We start from the raw sequence: 17064 nt of genomic DNA, 5'->3' as shown, positions 1-17064 counted from the left end.
CGCCATACCGCTGACACAAGGCCGCGCGAAGGTCGTTCGGCCGCAGGAAAGCCTCCCATGTCCGAACGCTCGCGCAGCCCGCGTAACCAGACCTTCCTCGATACCTCCTTCCTCTATGGCGGCAATGCCCGCTATCTCGAAGACATGGCCGCCGCCTACGCCCGGGACCCGTCCTCGGTTCCCGCGGAGTGGCGCGACTTCTTCGCCGAGGTCGGCGACGATGCCGCCGAGACCGGTCATGCCGCGCGCGGTCCTGCCTGGGGCAAGGCCAAGCTCGGCCGGGCGGACGAATTCGGCGAGGCGCTGGGCGTCATCGACGGGGCGGTCACGCCGTCACTGATCGATAAGGTCGCCGAACGCCATGAAGGCGCGTCAGCGGCGGACATCCGCAAGGCGACGCAGGATTCCATCCGCGCCATCATGATGATCCGCGCCTACCGGATGCGCGGCCATCTGGCGGCGGATCTCGATCCGCTGAATCTGACGACGTTCGGCGAGCAGCCCGAGCTCGACCCGGAAACCTACGGCTTCACCGCGGCCGACATGGACCGCGAGATCTTCATCGACGGCTATCTCGGCCTCGAGACGGCGACGCCGCGCGAAATGCTCGACATCCTGCAGCGGACCTATTGCGGGCCGCTCGGCGTCGAGTTCATGCACATCTCCAACCCGGCGGAGAAAGCCTGGCTGCAGGAGCGGTTCGAAGGCCCGGAGAAGGGGATCAACTTCACGCCGGAAGGCAAGATCGCCATCCTGAAGAAGCTGATCGAGACGGAAGGCTTCGAGCAATTCCTGCAGAAGCGCTATCCGGGCACGAAGCGCTTCGGCCTTGATGGCGGCGAGGCGATGGTCCCCGCGCTGGAACAGATCATCAAGCGCGGCGGCGCGATGGATGTGGAAGACATCATCGTCGGCATGCCGCACCGCGGGCGCCTCAATGTGCTCGCCGCCGTGATGGGCAAGCCCTATCACCAGATCTTCCACGAATTCCAGTCGGGCACGTCTTCGGGCGAATTCGGGTCGGGCGACGTGAAATACCATCTCGGCGCGTCTTCCGACCGCGAGTTCGACGGCAACACCGTCCACCTCTCGCTGACGGCGAACCCGTCCCACCTCGAAGCGGTCGACCCGGTCGTCCTGGGCAAGGCGCGCGCGAAGCAGACCAAGCTGCGCCGCGAGTTCGGCTTCGACACCAATCAGGCGCCGAAAGTCCTGCCGCTGCTGCTGCACGGCGATGCGGCGTTTGCCGGACAGGGCATCGTGGCGGAATGCTTCGGCCTGTCGGGCCTGCGGGGTCACCGCACCGGCGGGGCGATCCACTTCATCGTCAACAACCAGATCGGCTTCACGACCAGCCCGAAGGATTCGCGCTCCTCGCCCTATCCGTCGGACGTCGCGCTGATGGTGCAGGCGCCGATCTTCCACGTGAACGGGGATGACCCGGAGGCCGTGGTCTATGCCGCGAAGATGGCGACGGAGTACCGCCAGCTCTTCGGCAAGGACGCGGTCATCGACATGTTCTGCTATCGCCGCTTCGGCCACAATGAAGGCGACGATCCGTCCTTCACCCAGCCGATCATGTACCGGAAGATCAAGCAGCACCCTTCCACGATCGCGCTCTATTCCAAGCGCCTGATCGAGGAAGGCGTGATCACGCAGGCCGATTTCGACAGCTGGACGCAGGAATTCGCCGACTTCCTCGACAACGAGTTCGAGGCCGGAAAGACGTTCGAACCCAAGCAGGCGGACTGGCTGGACGGGGTCTGGTCGGGCCTCGGACTGCCGGAAGAGGACGAGCGGCGCGGCGAGACGGCGGTGCCGGAAGAGACGCTGAAGCGGCTCGGGACGGCCTTCACCGAAATCCCGGACGGCTTTGACGTCCACAAGACGCTGAAGCGGGTGATCGACAACCGGCGCTCCGCGATCGAGGCGGGCGAAGGGATCGACTGGGCGACGGCGGAGCATCTTGCCTTCGCCAGCCTGCTCGACGAAGGCTTCCCGGTGCGCCTGTCCGGTCAGGACAGCGGCCGCGGCACCTTCTCGCAGCGCCATTCCCACATCATCGATCAGCAAACGGAAGAGCGTTACACGCTGCTCAACCACCTCTCCGAGGGCCAGGCCCGCTATGAGGTGATCGATTCCATGCTGTCGGAAGAGGCCGTGCTCGGCTTCGAATACGGCTATTCGCTGTCGGCCCCGAACACGCTCGTCATGTGGGAGGCGCAGTTCGGCGACTTCTACAATGGCGCGCAGGTGATCGTGGACCAGTTCCTCGCCGCCGGCGAACGCAAGTGGCTCAGGATGTCCGGCCTCGTCATGCTGTTGCCGCACGGATATGAGGGCCAGGGTCCGGAACACTCCTCGGCGCGCCTCGAACGCTTCCTGCAGCAGTGCGCGCAGGACAATATGCAGGTCGCCAACTGCTCCACCCCGGCGAACTATTTCCACATCCTGCGGCGGCAGATTCACCGCAATTTCCGCAAGCCGCTGGTGATCATGACGCCGAAATCGCTGCTGCGTCACAAGCGCTGCATCTCGAACCTCAAGGCGATGGGTGAGGGCTCGTCCTTCCACCGCGTGCTGTGGGACGATGCCGATCATTCCGCGCGCGACGAGGGACGGTCCGAGGTCACGACGACGAAGCTGGTCGCGGACGACAAGATCAAGCGCGTCGTGCTGTGTTCGGGCAAGGTCTATTACGACCTTCTCGAAGCGCGCGAGGAGCGCGGTATCGACGACATCTACCTGCTCCGTGTCGAGCAATTCTATCCCGTCCCGGCACGCTCCATGCTGAACGAGCTGAAGCGCTTCGTGAACGCCGACATGGTCTGGTGCCAGGAAGAGCCGCAAAACATGGGGGCCTGGAGTTTCATGGAGCCGAATATCGAGTGGGTGCTGCAGCAGGCCGAGGCGAAGACCACCCGGCCACGCTATGTCGGCCGTCCCGCCTCGGCCTCGACCGCCGCCGGCTCCGTCCAGAAACACAAGGAAGAGCAGGACGCGCTGATCGACGACGCGCTGACGCTCTGACCTGACCGAATATCCACCGTCTGACCCGAACCCGAAGGACGATCGACATGAGTGACATCACCGTACCCCAGCTGGGTGAATCCGTATCCGAAGCCACGGTGGGCAGCTGGAATTTTGCCGAAGGCGACGCGGTGAAGAAGGACGACATCCTCGTCGAACTGGAAACCGACAAGGTCTCGATCGAGGTCCGCGCCGATGCCGATGGCACGCTGACGAAGATCGTCGCGCCCGAAGGCGAGACCGTCGAGATCGGCGCCAAGCTGGCCGAACTGGGCGGTGAAGGTGCGGCTCCGGCCCAGACGGAAGAGAAGTCGGAAGAGAAGATCGAAGAAAAGCAGGACGCCGCGCCGCAATCGAGCGCGCAGCCCGAACAGAAGAAGGCGGACAACGCGATGTCAAAGGCGGAAACCGGCAATGGCGATCTGGTCGAAGCGACCATCCCGGAGATGGGCGAGAGCGTGTCGGAAGGCACGGTCGGGGCCTGGCTCGTGGATGCCGGCGCGGCGGTGAAAAAGGACCAGGCGCTGGTCGAGATCGAGACCGACAAGGTCGCGGTCGAAGTGCCCTGTCCGGCGGACGGCATCCTGGCCGAACGGCTCGCCGACGAAGGCGATGTCGTGACCCCCGGCGATGTAATCGCGCGCATCCGCACCGGCGAGGCGAAAGCGGACGCCGCTCCGGCCGCCGAAGCGCCGAAGCAAGAGACCAAGGCCGAAGCGAAGTCCGACGAGTCCGGCGATGAGAAGAAGGCGATGCCGTCCGCGGCACGCATGGCCGAGGAAAAGAATGTCGACCTCGACAGCGTCGAAGGCTCCGGCAAGGACGGCCGCGTCACCAAGGGCGATGTGCTGAAGGCGCTGGAATCCGGCGCGACGGCCCCGTCCTCGGCGGAAGCCAAGCGCGAACCGGCCGCCGAGAAGGCGAAGCCGGCTGCCCGGGAAACCGGTCCGCGCGAGGAGCGGGTGAAGATGACCCGCCTGCGCCAGACGATCGCGCGGCGCCTGAAGGATGCCCAGAACACGGCGGCGATGCTCACCACGTTCAACGAGGCCGACATGAGTGCGATCATGTCGATGCGGAAGACGCATCAGGACGCCTTCGTGGAAAAGCACGGCGTGAAGCTCGGCTTCATGAGCTTCTTCGTGAAGGCCTGCGTGAATGCCCTCAAGGAGCTCCCGGCGGTCAATGCCGAGATCGACGGCGAGGACATCATCTACAAGAACTATTACGATATCGGCGTGGCGGTCTCGACCGAGCGCGGCCTCGTCGTGCCGGTGCTGCGCGACTGCGATACCAAGTCGCTGGCCGATATCGAAAAGGAAATCATCGATCTCGGCAAGCGCGCCCGTGACGGCAAGCTCGGCATCGAGGACATGCAGGGCGCAACCTTCACGCTCTCCAATGGCGGGATTTTCGGCTCGCTCCTGTCGACGCCGATTCTCAACGCGCCGCAGTCCGGCATTCTCGGCATGCACAAGATCCAGGAACGCCCGGTCGCGGAGAAGGGCCAGGTCGTGGTCCGTCCGATGATGTATCTGGCGCTCAGCTATGATCACCGCATCGTCGACGGCCGCGAGGCAGTGACCTTCCTCGTGAAGGTGAAGGACGCGCTGGAAGACCCGGCCCGGCTGGTGCTGGACCTGTAGTCCGCATCCCTCTTCGCTCACGAAAACGAGAGCCCGCGACGCTTTTGCGTGCGCGGGCTTTCTCTTGGCGTTAGCCTCCCCCGATCAATCAAAGGGGGAGGGACCCATGACTGATACGCAAACCGCGCCGACCGGCGCGAAGGTTCCGGTCTGGTTCTGGATCGTTGCCGTGCTTTTCGTGTTGTGGAACATCGTCGGCGTGATCGACTACGTCTCGTACAGGCTGATGACCGAGACCTATCTCGCCGCGATGGGCGCAGAACAGCAGGCCTATATGACGGCGCTGCCGGCCTGGCTCACGGGCGTGTGGGCGGCAGCGGTGTTCGCGGCCTTTATCGGTGCAATCCTGTTCCTCGCCCGGATGAAATGGGCGATGCATCTCGCCGGTCTGTCGATCGCGCTCTTCCTGGTGTCGCTGATCTATCACTACGGCATGGCCGGCGCGCTCGCGGTCAGCGGGGTTGGCGCGCTGATCTTCTCGCTGGTGATCCTTGCCATCCTCGCGGTGCAGTTCCTGTTCGCGCGCTGGGCGGTCGGGCGCGGGATCCTGCGCTAGGGCGTCTCCTCGGCCCGGCCGAGTGCCTCATTCCATTGCGGGCGGTCGCGGTCGAGTGTGTCGCGCAGCGCATTCAGGAAGAGCAGCGCGGCGTCGAATTCGGACTGGGTGAACCGGTCCGAAAGAATGGTTAGCCGTCCGACAGCGGCCGATACGGCGCGCGCATGCAGTTCGGAGCCGGCCTGGGTCAGGCGCACCATCTTGCCGCGCCCGTCATCGGGGTCGGGTGTGACCTCGACCAGTCCCCGGCTTTCGAGGCGCGCCACGGTGTTGGTGATGGCGCCGCGCGTGACCTGAAGGGCATTGGCGAGACGCGCCGGACTCCAGGCGCCGCCGCGCCGGGAGAGGTGCGTCATCAATGTGAAATGGGCCAGTCGAAGCCCGCCCGGCAGCACCCGTTCCAGCGCGCTGGATGCCAGCTGATTGATGATCCCGATCTGGACGAGGACTTCGTAGACCGTGTCTGGCATGGCGGGGGACTCGTTCATGCCGGGCAGCCTAGCGCGCTTACCTCAACCGTGTCTCCAACCCCCAGCGCGGAGCAAGCGGCACGCCGCGGGAATAGCCCAAACGGGCGAACATCTGGACCGTTCCGCCCTCCGGCGCGAGCCGCCGATGGATCTCGGTATAGGGACCGGCCATCTCGGGGAATTCCTGTAGCGCCTGGCTCATGGGCTGGATCGCCACATCTTCTCCGGCGGCCGTGAGCGCTGCGCGCAGATAGGCGGCTCCGGCGTTAATCTGATCGATGCGCGTGTTGGTGTCCGTACGCAGCCAGACAAAAGCCATGGCGGTGCGCGCCCAGCTTTCGACGAGATCAAGGGATTGCTGGTAGGCGAGACTGCCCGGATCGGACATTGTCTCCTGCGTCATCACGCCGGTCATGCGCAACAGGTCGGGGATCGCCCCGGGCAACGCGATCCCGTCGGGGTTGCGATTGATTGCCGCCTTGCCAATGCGCATCAGATCGACGGTTTCCTGCCAGGTATGCGGCGTGCGCTGTTCGATTTCGCTGGCCTGCCAACACAGATCACGCAGCGATGCGACCGTGTCCACATCATTGATGAAGCCGCTGTCCACGCCCGAAACCGTCGCCGATCCGATTGCGCGTAGAGACGATTCCGCGACGCGTCTGCCGGTGTCATAGGCGGTGCGGTTCGTGTGGCGGTCACGCGCATGAACGAACAGCGGGTCCGGCGTGCCGCCGGGTTCAAGCCGGATGCGCGCAATTGGCCGTGTGTCGAGACGGTCCCCTGCCTCTCCATCCGGAAAGGGATCGATCCGGGCCAGAAAGCCTTCCTCCGCGGCGGCCATGCGGAAAAGTTCGAGGAAGGCGCCCAGACCGATCGTGATCTGCCGGTCGGACGGATCTGTTTCGGGCAGGCGCCGGTCAAGCTGGCACAGTAGCAGCGCCTCGTCCTCCCCCTCGATCTCCACGAGCCATGGCTGGCGATTGTGCGGGTTCGGCGCCAGCAAGGCCCAGGACAGGGCGCGGCGCATCGGGTCGGGATAGGTGCCGGCTTCGGTCCACGGCCGGCGGGCGGTGTTCGGGTTCCGTGTCAGCGCAAAGCCGGTCGCGCCTACGGCGAGGATCACCGCCGTGGAGCCAGCAACCCGCAAAAAATTCCGGCGGCTTCCCGGCATGTCGCACCCATTAGTTCAACGTTGAACCAAATTGTCCAACGATGAACCGGAGTGCAAGCAAATTCGTGTCAGGCCGTATTCCTCAACCGGCTGAGGCCGGCGAGCAGGCCGCCGATGATGGCGCCGGCAAAGCCTGCCTCGAAGCCGAGATAGAGGAAGGCCTCCACGGCCAGTTGTTCCGTCGGGCGGACCGCACCCAGGGAAAAGACGAGGATGGCCGCGGCCACGAGGCCGATCACGGCACCGATCAGGCTGCCCTTGATGATGCCGCGCGACAGGGTGCGCCGCGGGCGCTTCCGTTCGGGGGGATGGGTGGTGACAGCCATGGGGCGTTTCCTTCATCGCTCTGCATACATAACGGCATGGCCCTTATGACCGTTCCGGGGCGTGCGGACGCATTGACGGGCGCGCGTGCCGGAGTAGGGTGCGCGCCAACGCACCGACACCCGCCTGCCGCAAGGGAAATCCGCCATGTCCGAGAGCTACGACGTCGTCATCATCGGGGGTGGTCCCGGCGGCTATAATTGCGCCATCCGGGCCGGTCAGCTGGGACTGAAGACCGCCTGTATCGAGATGCGCGACACGCTCGGCGGCACCTGCCTCAATGTCGGCTGCATCCCGTCAAAGGCGCTCCTGCACGCTTCGGAACTCTACGAGACGGCGGCGAAGGATTTCGAAGGCTTCGGGATCAAGACCGGCGAACTGTCCTACGACCTTGAGACGATGATGGCGCGCAAGCAGGAGGCGGTGACCGGCCTGACCAAGGGCGTTGCGGGCTTGCTGAAGAAGAACAAGGTCGATCACATCCGCGGCAAGGGCCGCATCGCCGGCAAGGGCGAAGTCGTCGTCGAAGACACGGATGGCAAGACGCAAACGCTGAAGACGAAGCATATCGTCATCGCGACCGGGTCGGAAGTGACGCCGCTGCCGGGCGTCGAGATCGACGAGAGGCGTGTCGTGTCCTCGACCGGGGCGCTGTCGCTGGAGAAGGTGCCGGGCAAGCTGGTGCTGATCGGTGCCGGCGTGATCGGGCTGGAACTCGGGTCGGTCTGGCGCCGCCTCGGTGCCGAGGTCACGGTCGTGGAATATCTCGACCGCATCCTGCCGGGCATGGACGGCGAGATCGCCAAGCAGGCCCAGAAGATCTTCGCCAAGCAGGGGATGAGCTTCAAGCTCGGCCGCAAGGTGACCGGCGTCAGCGAAGGCGAGAATGGCCAGCTGTCGGTTGCGACAGAGGCTGCCTCTGGAGGCTCGGATGAGGCGCTCGAAGCCGATACGGTGCTCGTCTGCATCGGACGCCGTCCGTATACGGAAGGTCTCGGTCTGGAGACGGTCGGGATCGAAACCGACAAGCGCGGCTTCATTGCCAATGATCACTGGCAGACGAGCGCGGAGAATGTCTGGGTTGTCGGCGACTGCACGCATGGCGCAATGCTGGCGCACAAGGCCGAGGACGAGGGCGTCGCCTGTGCCGAACGCATTGCGGGCAAGGCCGGGCACGTCAACTACAACGCCATTCCGGGCGTGGTTTACACCAATCCGGAAATCGCGTCGGTCGGACAGACCGAGGAGCAGCTGAAAGAATCCGGCCGCGCCTACAAGGTCGGGAAATTCCCCTTCCTCGCGAATTCGCGCGCCCGGGCCAATCACGAGACGGACGGCCTCGTCAAAGTTCTGGCCGATGCGAAGACGGACGAGGTTCTGGGCGTCCACATGATCGGCAAGGGCGTGGGCGAGATGATCGCGGAAGCCGCGCTGGCGCTCGAGTTCCGCGCCGCGTCCGAGGATATTGCCCGGACCAGCCACCCCCACCCGACGATGACGGAGGCGATCCGCCAGGCGGCCATGGGCGTGGAAGGCTGGACGATGCAGATGTAATCGGGAAGACCCGATCACGGCCGGTTTTCGGCTCGTCTGACAAACAATTTACACGAGAATCAGGTCTATCCGTGCTAGGATTGGTGTGTCGGCATGCGTCCCCCGCGCTCCGGCACGAGGTGGCTTGCCGAAACCAGACTATCCTGCCGCGCGTTCTTCGGTCGCGTGGCGACTCTTGAATCGCGGAAGGCAGAATGACCGAACGGTTGATCGAGATCCGGACAAAGCGGCTGAAGCTGGTGGCGCTCAACACGTCACTGTCCCGGCTGCAGATCGAGGACCGTGCAGCCTTCTTCGACGCCCTCGGGGTGCGCCACGAGATCGTCTGGCCGCCGGAACTGATGGATGGCGAGGCGCTGACCCGGCTTGATGACCGGCTCAACGCCGATCCGGACGAGGCCGGCTGGCTGACCTGGGTGTTCATCTGGCCGGGTGTTGCCGGACAGCCCGACCGTCTGGTCGGGGCGGGGGGCTTCAAGGGCGCGCCCGACGCAAGCGGCACGGTCGAGGTCGGCTATTCCATGCTGCTGTCATTCCGCGAACAGGGGCTGGCGACCGAGGCCGTCGAAGGCCTGCTCGACTGGGCGGAATCCGACCCGCGCGTGAAGCGGATCATCGCGCACACTTTGCCACACCTCACTGCGTCACAGCGTGTTCTGGAGAAGACCGGATTCGTGGAGACCGAGACGTTCGACGATCCGGACGAGGGCGAGCGCGTCGTGCGCTACGAGCGTCCCCGCCGCGCCGCCGCGGCCTGATCACGCGCCGCCGAGCAGATTCCGCATCTGGTCGAGATAGGCGAGCCAGGCCGAACGCCCGGCATCCGTCAGGCTGGCCCGGGTTTGCGGCCGGCGGCCGACAAAACGCTTGTCGATCGCGATATAGCCGGTCTCTTCAAGCTTTCTGAGGCTGACCGAGAGATTGCCGTCCGTCGCGCCCGTGCGTTCCTTCAACTCTCCGAAGGTCGCGGATTCCACGCCCGACAGATAGGCCATGATCCCGAGCCTCAGCTTGGAATGGATGACATCGTCGAGCGCCGCGGCGTCGAACCTCTGCTCGTTCATGCAGCCTTCCCGGGTTCGCGCATCATCATCGCCGCGCCGGGCAGGACAGCGGCAGTCAGAATGACGGCCGAGGCGCCGAAATAGAGCGCCGCGCTGCCGTAGAGGACCGGCGTCGCCATCGCCGCGAGGCCAGAGAGCAGCGCCGGGCCATAGAGCCATTTCAGACCGGAGAGCGCTGCCGTCACCGAGAAGGCGAAGGCATACCCGAAGAAGGCGATCGTCAGTATGCTGTCAAACAGCAGGACGGGCGCACCGAAGGCCGACGTCCAGAGCACGATCGCCAGCACATATCCGAAGATGCCGAACCCGACCGTGGTCCAGGCGGCGCGTGATACCCGGTTTGCCGCCGAAGTTGCGCCTGGCTTGTCACCGAGCCCGCTGCCGATGAGGCGCGAGGCGACACCGCCGGCAATGCCGTAAACGAGCCAGATGAAGCCGACGCTTGCCATCGGTACCGGCAGCAGTCCCGCAACGACAAGGCCGTGTGCGAAGGTCGCGAGAACGGAAAGCCCGCCCCAGAGGAGGAGATAGCGCCCGCCTATGAGCGGTGCCTGAGCCCCGGACTCAGCCAGAGATTTGAGCCAGGCAATGTCCTGTTCGGCATGCGCATTCATGGCGATCTCCCGTCACTTTATAATTCAAAGTGACGGGACTCGCGCAGCATTGCAAGCCGTTTGGCGGAAGTCAGCCGGGGAAGCGGACCGAGGCGGCAAGGCGCTCGCTGATCAGCGCACCGGCATCGGCGATCGGCTCGGCCGTTTCGTCATTCGTGGTGAGCAGCGTGAAGATGAAGACGCCTTCGCGCGGTCCGTTCGAGAGCACGATGGCCTGGCCGTAGAAGTCGCCCTCCGGCGTTTCCTCATAGCCGCGGCACACGCGCACCGTGGTGCCCGGCCCGGCATCCTCGAACGGGCCTTCATAGGCCACGCCCTCGCTCCCGGCTGGACACATCTCGTCGCCTGCGCGGGTCTCTCCGGCGCCATAAGTGTGCAGGTCAAAGCTGAGACCGAATTCGCCATTATTGCCGTCGCCCTGCTGCAGGGTCGGCCAGATGGCCCCCATGATGTCGGCGAGGTCCGCGGACAGGCTGTCCGGGTCGTCGATCACGATACGGCCCTCGGGAGAGGCGATTTCGGCGACATCGATCAGAGACCCGACGAGCCCGTCGGCCCAGGATTCCGGCGACTCGACCCCTTCATCGAAATTCTGCGCAATCTCGTCGGCGGCCTGCTGTTCAGGTGTCGCCTCCTGGCCCGACAGCGACGCGGCGAGGACGAGGGCGGAGACAAGCGAAAGCATGGGTCAGCATCCTGTGGCTGGATTTCGGCGCACTATGGCGTGTCGCCATGAACTGCGCATGAAGGGATTCAGTTGCGCGGCAGGCGGTTCCGGTCGCGGTTTCTGGCCCGCGGATGGGCGGCGGCGTGCACCGCCATGAGCCGGGCCGGCTCGATGTCGGCATAGACCTGCGTGGTCGACAGGCTGGCATGGCCGAGAAGTTCCTGGATCGCGCGCAGATCCCCGCCATGGGCGAGGAGGTGAGTGGCAAAGGCGTGCCGTAGCGCGTGCGGGGTTGCCGACGGGCCGAGGCCGAGGCGCGAGCGGAGGGTCTGCATCAGCTTCTGCACGGCGCGGGGGCCGAGGGGGCCGCCGCGCGCGGCTCGAAAGAGCGGTGCCTCCTTCGCCAGTTCGAACGGGCAGAGACCGGCATAAGTCTCGACGGCGGTCCGGACGGCAGGCAGTACCGGTACGATGCGGGTCTTGTTGCCCTTGCCGGTGATCCGAAGGCTTTGCGGAAGGGGCGTATCCGCACCGGTCAGCGACAGCGCTTCGGACAGGCGCAGGCCGCAGCCATAGAGGAGGGCGACCAGCGCAGCATCCCGCGCCTCGATCCAGGCTTCACCGCCGCGCTGGCCCGCTTCGTCGAGCAGGCGAGCAGCCGCGTCCTCGGAAACGGGCTTGGGTTTCGATCGCGGCAGTTTCGGACCCTCGACAACGAGCAGACCCGGCGCGTCGATTCCCCATCGGCGCTGGACGTAGCGGAAGAAGCCGCGCACGGCGGAGAGCTCACGGGCCAGCGAGCGGGCCGACAGGCCGTCACGCCGGCGCGCCGCCATCCAGGCGCGGTATTCCGCTGCCTTGAGGCTGGACAGGGCGGCGAGGTCCGGCGCCTGTGCCAGATGATCGGTCATGAAGGCGAGAAAGCCGCCCAGATCCCGGCCATAGGCCTCGATCGTGCGCGCACTCGAGCGGCGCTCACCGGCAAGGTGATCGAGATAATGGGCCAGCGCGGTCGCGGCCGGTGTGGTCAGTCCCTCAGCCAGGGGGTGATCCGCCTTTCCATCGCACGCGCCAGGAAGCTCAGGAATTCCGTGCCCTGGCCCGGTTCGAACATGTCTTCATCGCGGCTGCCAAGGGCCAGGAGGCCGGCCACGCCCTCGAAATCGAGGCGGGCGAGGGCTTGCGATCCCATGGGCTTGCCGAACACGGCCTGGGCGGTCGGGCCGCTGACCGGGCCGGTATAGTCATTGTCGTCGCCCAGCAGCTGGTCGCCAAAGCCTGGCGCCGCCGGGCGAATGGCCAGCGAACCGGCGAGCGGGGTCACGCCCTCGGTCAGGACAGTGACGGCATCGACGCCGAGCGAGACCGGAAGCGTGGTAACGCACATGGTGTCGAGATCGGCAAGCTCGGCGCAGTCCATAAGCGAAAGGGCCGCGACCTGTGTCCGGCCCATCAGGGCGAGGTTGGCGCGGGCGGTTTCCGCCATGTATTCGCGGGAGGCTTTCAGGCGGCGGTTCTCGGCGAGCAGGCGATCGCGAACAACGGCGTTGAAATCGACGACATTGCCGCCCGCCTCCGTCCCGGCGATGCGCTGCATCAGCTCGGGGTCGTGGCGGACCCAGTCGGGATTGTCCATCAGGGCCTGACGGATGGCTGCCATGTCGTATCCGCCGGGCGCGGCCATGCCGCGCGCGTTCGAGTTCGCTTCCATTTTCCCACCATCGGTTTTCCGATTTTTATGAGGGCAGGCTAGCGCGGACCGGTTGGGATTCCCCTAACGCGGCTGACGAAACTTCGTCTCGTCCGATCGCTTCGCTACACTGAAGTCCGAGTCGCTTCCGAACGGACCCCGCCCCTGTGCCCACACTGAAAGTCTGCGCGTCGATCCTGTTTCCGCTGCCCTTGCCGGAAGCCTTCGACTATGCGGTGCCGGAGGGGATGGATCTGTCGATCGGCGACCACGTCGTCGCGCCGCTGGGCAAGCGGGAAGCGCGCGGCGTCGTCTGGGACCTCAAATCCGATGACGGCAAGCGGGCGCTGAAGACGGTCTCGCAGCGCTATGACGCGGCGGGTCTCAGCCACACGACGGTGCGCTTCGTCGACTGGGCGGCGCGCTATCTCGTCCAGCCGCCGGGCATCGTCCTGCGCACCATCCTACGCGGCGAGGATTCGCTGATGCCGTCGCCGACCGATACGGTCTACCGGCTGACCGGCCGCCCGCCGGCGCGCATGACCCCGGCGCGGGAAAAGGTGCTCGACGCGATGCAGGCCCTCGAAGCGCCGACCGCCGCGGAGATCGCCCGCGAGGCGGGTGTCAGTTCCGGCGTGATCAAAGGACTGGTCGACGCCGGGGCGCTCGAAAGCTTCGACCTGCCGAAGGATCCGCCCTTCCCGGACCCCGATCCGGACCGGCCGGGCCTCGACCTGTCGGAATTGCAGGCGGGCGCGGCCGACACACTGAAGCGGCTGGTCCGCGCCGGGGGCTTCCAGTGCGCCCTCCTCGACGGGGTGACCGGGTCGGGCAAGACGGAGGTGTATTTCGAGGCGATCGGCGAGGCGCTGAAGAGCGCCGCCAATGGTCAGGTCCTGGTCCTGCTGCCCGAAATCGCACTGACGCAGTCCATCCTCAAACGTTTCACCGACCGGTTCGGCGCCGAGCCGGCGGTCTGGCATTCCGGCCTGCCGCCGAAGGAGCGCCGCCGGGTCTGGCGCGAGATCAATGAGGGCCGGGCGCGGATTGTGATCGGGGCGCGGTCGAGCGTCTTCCTGCCCTTCCGCAATCTGCGCCTTGCCGTCGTCGATGAGGAACATGACCCGACCTACAAGCAGTCCGACGGGCTGATCTATCAGGCGCGGGACCTCGCCGTGGCGCGGGCGAAGATCGACGGGGCGGCGGTGGTGCTGGCCTCGGCGACACCGTCGCTGGAAAGCCTCGTGAATGCGCGGTCGGGCCGCTATGTCCACGTTCCGTTGCCGGCCCGGGTCGGAACCGCCGTCCTGCCGCAGATCGAGACGATCGATCTTCGCCAGCATGCCCCGCCCGCCGGGCGCTGGCTGTCCGATCCCATGGTCGCGGCGATGAAGGAGACGCTGGCGGCGGGCGAGCAGGTCCTGCTCTTCCTCAACCGGCGGGGCTATGCGCCGCTCGTGCTGTGCCGGGATTGCGGGCACCGCATGACCGCGCCGGACACGCAGACCATGCTGGTCGAACACCGTTTCACCGGCATGCTGGTCTGCCATCTGACCGGCTTTTCCATGCCGAAGCCCGACGTCTGTCCGAATTGCGGCGCGCGGGATTCGCTGACCAGTGTGGGGCCGGGTGTCGAGCGGATCGCGGAGGAAGCCGCGGCGCACTTCCCGGACGCGACAATCGAGCTTTTCTCCTCCGACATGACGGGCGGGGCGGAGGCGATCCGCCAGCTGGTCGGCCGGATGGAGCGCGGCGAGATCGACATTCTCGTCGGTACGCAGATCGCCGCGAAGGGACACAATTTCCCGCACCTGACGCTGGTCGGCGTGGTCGATGCCGATCTGGGTCTGGCGGGCGGTGATCCGCGCGCCGGAGAGCGGACCTATCAGACGCTGGTGCAGGTCGCGGGCCGGGCAGGCCGGGCCGACAGGCCGGGCCGGGCGCTCCTGCAGACCCACGACCCGGAACATGACGCCATCGCCGCGCTGGTCGCGGGCGACCGGGATGCCTTCCTCGATGTCGAGCGGGCGTCCCGGGAGATGTTGCAACTGCCGCCCTATGGCCGGCTCGCCTCGGTGATGATTTCCGCGCAGTCGGAGGACCGCGTCGAGAAAGCCGCGGCCGAAGTCGCACGATGTGCGCCGATGGCGGACGGCATCACGATCTGGGGTCCGGCGGAGCCGCGCTATGGCGTGATCCGGGGGCGCTGGCGGCGGCGTCTGCTCGTCCGGGCGGAACGAAGTGTCGATCTGTCGGCTTATCTCTCCGCGTGGCGGGCGCGTGTGAAGCAGCCGCCCTCCGTGCGCGTGACATTCGACGTCGAACCCTACAGTTTCGTCTGACCCCCCGCTGACGGAGACCGCCAGAATGATCGAAGCCCTGACCTCGCCGGAAATCTGGATGGCGCTCGCCACCCTGACCTTCCTCGAAATCGTCCTGGGCATCGACAATGTCGTCTTCATCGCGGTGATCGCGGGCAAGCTGCCGGCGCACCAGCAAGCGGCCGCGCGGCGATTAGGGTTGGCGCTCGCGTTGATCATGCGGATCATCCTGCTGTTCAGCCTCGTCTGGCTGACACATCTGGAAGCCAGCCTGTTCTCGCTGTTCGGCCATGATTTCTCGTGGCGCGACATCATCCTGATCGGCGGAGGCCTTTTCCTGCTGGCCAAGGGGACGTGGGAGATCCACGAAAATATCGAGGGCGAGGAACACGAACGAAGCGGCGCGGCGCAGATGGCCTTCGCCGCTGCGGTGGCGCAGATCGCGGTCATCGATGCGGTCTTCTCGATCGATTCCATCATCACCGCCGTCGGCATGACCGATGTGCTGCCGGTGATGATCACGGCGGTCGTCATCGCGATCGGCGTGATGCTGCTGGCGGCGAAGTCGGTCGGCGAATTCATCCAGAAGCACCCGACGACCAAGATGCTGGCGCTGAGCTTCCTCCTCCTGATCGGCGTGGCGCTGATCGCAGACGGTCTCGGCTTCCACATCCCGCGCGGCTACATCTACTTCGCCATCGCCTTCTCGCTGCTGGTGGAGGTGTTCAACATCCTCTACCGCCGGGCGCGGACGAAAGACCGGCTAGCGAAGGCGGGTCACGGCGAAGGGTGACAGGTCGACCGCCGGCGTTTCTCCGAGGGTCAGCTGTGCCGCAGCCTCTCCGATCGCCGGGGCGAATTTGTAGCCATGCCCGGAACAGGGGGAGAGGAGGGTGACGGCCTCGTCCTCCGGCCAGTTGCCGATGATGAAGCGGTCGTCCGACGTTCGCGTGAAGCGGCATTCCTGAAGCGTTTCCAGCCCTCCGTTCGCGGCGGGCAGCCATTCCGCCAGCCCCGAGCGTAGCAGGGCTTCGTCTTCGGCGTCGGGTGCGCGGCCTTCGCACATGTCCGGCCCGCGTTCGCCGCGATGACCGTAGAGGCCGATCTTGGTGCCGGATCCGTCGAGCGGCGGCAGGACGTAGTAACGGCGGCCGCCCGGCGGCTCGACCTGAAAGACGGGGAGGCGGGCAAGGTCAACGCCGGTCGAAGGCGCAAACCAGCCAACGACCTGACGTTCCACGATCAAGGCCGAATCGATCTCCGGCAGCAGCGTTCCGGCCCAGGCCCCGGCGGCGATGACGAGGCGTTTCGTTGTCTCGGTCCCTGTGGGGGTCTCGACGGCGATGCGATCGCCGGTGCGCCGCCAGCCGAGGACGGGGGTGTCGAATCGCAATTCGGCGCCCGCGGCCCGGGCGGCCTTCCGCATCCAGCGATTGGCCGCGTCGGAGCGGAGCTGGCCCGAATCAGGAGCATGGACGGCGGCAAAGCCGTCCGGCACGCGAAGCTCCGGCCAGCGGGCACGCAGCGAATCGGCGTCAAGCACGTCGTGCGCGATTTCCTCCGCTTCGGCGCAGGCGATGGCGTTTGTCAGGGAGGGTGCGCCTTCGGGTGCGATATCGAGCCCGCCGGTGCGGACCAGGAAGGTCTCGCCGCTCTCCGCCGCCATCGCGTCCCAGAGCGCATAGGCGCGGGAGAGAAGGGGCATGTAGACCGGGCCTTCGGAATAGATGCGGCGGATCACCCGCGTGCGGCCATGGCTCGAGCCCTTGCCGTGGCCCTCCGCGAACTGCTCCAGCCCCAGCACGTCCGCGCCGCGGCGGGCCAACTGCCAGGCCGCGGCACTGCCCATTGCGCCGAGCCCGATGACGATGACGTCACGCATCCGAAGTCCTTCCGCTCCCCGCCGGAGAAGCTGCCGTATGCGGAGGGTGATGTCAGCCTTGCGCGAGGGCCG

At 66.1% G+C, this 17064-nt stretch carries 16 protein-coding genes; 7 read left to right on the top strand and 9 right to left on the bottom strand.

The window, feature by feature from the left end; all coding sequences use genetic code 11:
* Positions 1-57: 57 nt before the first annotated feature.
* The 3 genes from L5876_RS10200 (at position 58) to L5876_RS10185 (ending at position 5232) form a co-directional block, all read left to right on the top strand.
* Positions 58-3030 carry a 2-oxoglutarate dehydrogenase E1 component gene (locus tag L5876_RS10200; RefSeq protein WP_236956238.1) on the top strand — a complete coding sequence of 991 codons (2973 nt, stop codon included), beginning with the start codon at positions 58-60 and terminating at the stop codon, positions 3028-3030.
* Between the two features lie 47 nt (positions 3031-3077).
* Entirely contained in the window at positions 3078-4676 is a 1599-nt protein-coding gene (gene odhB, locus L5876_RS10190; protein ID WP_272906942.1) for a 2-oxoglutarate dehydrogenase complex dihydrolipoyllysine-residue succinyltransferase, read from the top strand.
* Between the two features lie 106 nt (positions 4677-4782).
* The gene (locus L5876_RS10185) at positions 4783-5232 is read left to right on the top strand and encodes a hypothetical protein (RefSeq protein WP_236956237.1); all 450 of its coding nucleotides are present in this window, start codon (positions 4783-4785) and stop codon (positions 5230-5232) included.
* Here L5876_RS10185 and L5876_RS10180 read toward each other — a convergent pair.
* The 3 genes from L5876_RS10180 to L5876_RS10170 all read right to left on the bottom strand — a co-directional run bounded on the left by L5876_RS10180 (position 5229) and on the right by L5876_RS10170 (position 7202).
* Positions 5229-5720: a MarR family winged helix-turn-helix transcriptional regulator gene (locus tag L5876_RS10180; protein WP_236956236.1), complete on the bottom strand. Its 492-nt coding sequence runs from the start codon at positions 5718-5720 to the stop codon at positions 5229-5231. The two genes, L5876_RS10185 and L5876_RS10180, sit on opposite strands and share 4 nt — an antisense overlap.
* A 19-nt stretch (positions 5721-5739) precedes the next feature.
* Positions 5740-6828, bottom strand: a complete 1089-nt coding sequence (locus L5876_RS10175) for a hypothetical protein (protein WP_236956235.1) — start codon at positions 6826-6828, stop codon at positions 5740-5742.
* A 116-nt stretch (positions 6829-6944) separates the two neighbouring features.
* Complete coding sequence (locus L5876_RS10170; protein WP_236956234.1) at positions 6945-7202, bottom strand: hypothetical protein; 258 nt, start codon at positions 7200-7202, stop codon at positions 6945-6947.
* Positions 7203-7347: 145 nt separating this feature from the next.
* On the opposite strand from L5876_RS10170, the gene lpdA reads away from it, so the two are divergent.
* Positions 7348-8754, top strand: a complete 1407-nt coding sequence (gene lpdA, locus L5876_RS10165) for a dihydrolipoyl dehydrogenase (RefSeq protein ID WP_236956233.1) — start codon at positions 7348-7350, stop codon at positions 8752-8754.
* Between the two features lie 194 nt (positions 8755-8948).
* On the top strand, positions 8949-9512 hold the full coding sequence (locus L5876_RS10160) for a GNAT family N-acetyltransferase (protein WP_236956232.1): 564 nt from the start codon (positions 8949-8951) through the stop codon (positions 9510-9512).
* Here the strand turns inward: L5876_RS10160 and L5876_RS10155 are convergent, their stop codons facing one another.
* The 5 genes from L5876_RS10155 to L5876_RS10135 all read right to left on the bottom strand — a co-directional run bounded on the left by L5876_RS10155 (position 9513) and on the right by L5876_RS10135 (position 12810).
* Positions 9513-9818 (bottom strand): transcriptional regulator, encoded by a 306-nt coding sequence (locus L5876_RS10155; protein WP_236956231.1) that lies wholly within the window; start codon positions 9816-9818, stop codon positions 9513-9515. It lies immediately after the preceding gene.
* On the bottom strand, positions 9815-10432 hold the full coding sequence (locus L5876_RS10150) for a hypothetical protein (protein WP_236956230.1): 618 nt from the start codon (positions 10430-10432) through the stop codon (positions 9815-9817). The genes L5876_RS10155 and L5876_RS10150 overlap by 4 nt, the downstream gene beginning before the upstream one ends.
* 70 nt (positions 10433-10502) lie before the next feature.
* Complete coding sequence (locus tag L5876_RS10145) at positions 10503-11117, bottom strand: hypothetical protein (RefSeq protein ID WP_236956229.1); 615 nt, start codon at positions 11115-11117, stop codon at positions 10503-10505.
* Positions 11118-11185: 68 nt separating this feature from the next.
* On the bottom strand, positions 11186-12106 hold the full coding sequence (locus tag L5876_RS10140; protein WP_236956296.1) for a tyrosine recombinase XerC: 921 nt from the start codon (positions 12104-12106) through the stop codon (positions 11186-11188).
* A gap of 20 nt (positions 12107-12126) precedes the next feature.
* The gene (locus L5876_RS10135) at positions 12127-12810 is read right to left on the bottom strand and encodes a DUF484 family protein (RefSeq protein ID WP_236956228.1); all 684 of its coding nucleotides are present in this window, start codon (positions 12808-12810) and stop codon (positions 12127-12129) included.
* A gap of 155 nt (positions 12811-12965) precedes the next feature.
* On the opposite strand from L5876_RS10135, the gene L5876_RS10130 reads away from it, so the two are divergent.
* Both L5876_RS10130 and L5876_RS10125 read left to right on the top strand, forming a co-directional pair.
* The gene (locus L5876_RS10130) at positions 12966-15131 is read left to right on the top strand and encodes a primosomal protein N' (RefSeq protein WP_272906948.1); all 2166 of its coding nucleotides are present in this window, start codon (positions 12966-12968) and stop codon (positions 15129-15131) included.
* A gap of 25 nt (positions 15132-15156) precedes the next feature.
* Entirely contained in the window at positions 15157-15903 is a 747-nt protein-coding gene (locus tag L5876_RS10125) for a TerC family protein (RefSeq protein WP_236956226.1), read from the top strand.
* Here L5876_RS10125 and solA read toward each other — a convergent pair.
* Positions 15874-16992 (bottom strand): N-methyl-L-tryptophan oxidase, encoded by a 1119-nt coding sequence (solA, locus tag L5876_RS10120; RefSeq protein ID WP_236956224.1) that lies wholly within the window; start codon positions 16990-16992, stop codon positions 15874-15876. The two genes, L5876_RS10125 and solA, sit on opposite strands and share 30 nt — an antisense overlap.
* Positions 16993-17064: the final 72 nt, after the last annotated feature.

Origin of the sequence: Hyphobacterium sp. SN044 (assembly GCF_021864465.1) — a bacterium.
In the GTDB taxonomy this organism is placed as follows: Bacteria; Pseudomonadota; Alphaproteobacteria; order Caulobacterales; family Maricaulaceae; genus Hyphobacterium.
The sequence above is the reverse complement of the archived record's forward strand: the minus strand, read 5'-3'. Positions and strand labels throughout refer to the sequence as shown.